Raw genomic sequence first — 1,857 nt, forward strand, 5'->3', positions numbered from 1 at the left:
GCCACACTCTTTAACCGCTGACTTAACAGCCCGCCTACGCTCCCTTTAAACCCAATAAATCCGGATAACGCCCGGACCTTCCGTATTACCGCGGCTGCTGGCACGGAATTAGCCGGTCCTTATTCTTTCGGTACATTCTTCCCGAGGACACGTCCCCGTCGTTATTCCCGAACTAAAGCAGTTTACAACCCGGAGGGCCGTCATCCTGCACGCTACTTGGCTGGTTCAGACTTTCGTCCATTGACCAATATTCCTCACTGCTGCCTCCCGTAGGAGTTTGGACCGTGTCTCAGTTCCAATGTGGGGGACCTTCCTCTCAGAACCCCTACTGATCGATGGCTAGGTGGGCCGTTACCCCGCCTACTACCTAATCAGACGCATCGCCATCACATACCAATAAATCTTTGGTTTAGTCTCCATGCGGACTCTAAACAACATCAGGTATTAATCTTACTTTCGCAAGGCTATCCCTGAGTATGTGGTAGGTTCGATACGCGTTACGCACCCGTGCGCCGGTCGCCGGCACAGAAAGCAAGCTTTCTGCCCGCTGCCCCTCGACTTGCATGTGTTAAGCCTGTAGCTAGCGTTCATCCTGAGCCAGGATCAAACTCTTCATTGTAAATATAATTATTTGTTTGTTTCTCTGTTTGTTGCTCAGAACCTATCCTTAAATTGAGTAGAATTGAACGGTACAATTTCATTTTACCCGAAACCTCGATTGCTCATTGCATTCGTTGTTTCATTGTTGATTGTTCCTTGTACTTCTCTACAATCTGTTATGTAATTCTTTCAAAGAGCATATTGCAATCTTTCCTTCCACACCACCCACCTTGCGGCAGAGCGTATCGAAGTGAGCAAGATAGCCTTGCGTCCCGATTGCGAGTGCAAAAGTACAACAAACTTCCGTTACCTCCAAACAATCCCGCAGAAAAGTTTTCAAAAAAGTTCCAACACCGCGATTTTGATGCTTCTATTTGACAGAAATCACTCATAAGCTCAATTTCCCGTCCTTCGCTCCTCCCTCCCGCTTTCTGCCCCCTTTTGCCCCGATGTACATCCAAGAGCCACAAAACGGCATCTGAGCTAAATCCAAATCGGCCGTTAGACGGAATTGGGTTTATCTTTCGGCGGCATCGTTCCTCTGTGTCGTAGGGTGTATGTTGTCCCTGAACTGCGTGTGGGTTGCGGCATCCCCGGAGGGAGGGGGAGAACGTAGCACAGAAAAACTACCCCAAGGACAATCACAACCCCACCCATGCCGCAGGGCGCCCCCGAAGGGGGTATCTCTTAATAACCGTAGACGAGGAGGGCTTGCCCGACGAACCTACGGAACGTCCAACATAGAAAAGAACGCCCCCGAAGGGGACGCCCATCGGATGCCGGTAGGCTGGTAGACGAGTAGGCTGGTAGACTGGTAGACTGGTAGATTGGTAGATCAGCAGATTGGTAGACCATCGAATCACCTACCGGTGCAATATGAATGTCGTCTGATATTCGCCCCCGTCGGGGACGCAGGGCTGTGTACGATTGTGTTCCGTAGGTTCGTCGGGCAAGCCCTCCTCACACTACGGCTATTGGGAGAAGCCCCCGTCGGGGACTCCGTGCGACGTATGGACGCTGGTTTCGGCGGCATCGTTCCTCTGTGTGGTATTGGCACATTGTCCCTCCCTTTCGCTTTCTGCCCCTCATCCGCACCATTTTCCATCAGAGTGCGAAAAAAACTACATCAGAGATAAATCCTACTATCTCTGAGGTAGAAAAAACTACATCAGAGATAAATCCTACTACTTCAGAGGTCGTCACCCTACACCACTCCACTTCCTCTCTCACGCGTGCGCGCATTACGCGCGCACACTA

General features: G+C 50.8%; 1 rRNA gene. It reads right to left on the reverse strand.

Annotated features, from left to right (window positions below):
- Window positions 1-619 (reverse strand): 16S ribosomal RNA (locus H8527_RS09610); the annotation flags it as partial.
- Window positions 620-1,857 lie beyond the last annotated feature (1,238 nt).

The organism is Alloprevotella sp. Lung230 (assembly GCF_014385435.1).
Taxonomy (GTDB): Bacteria; Bacteroidota; Bacteroidia; order Bacteroidales; family Bacteroidaceae; genus Alloprevotella.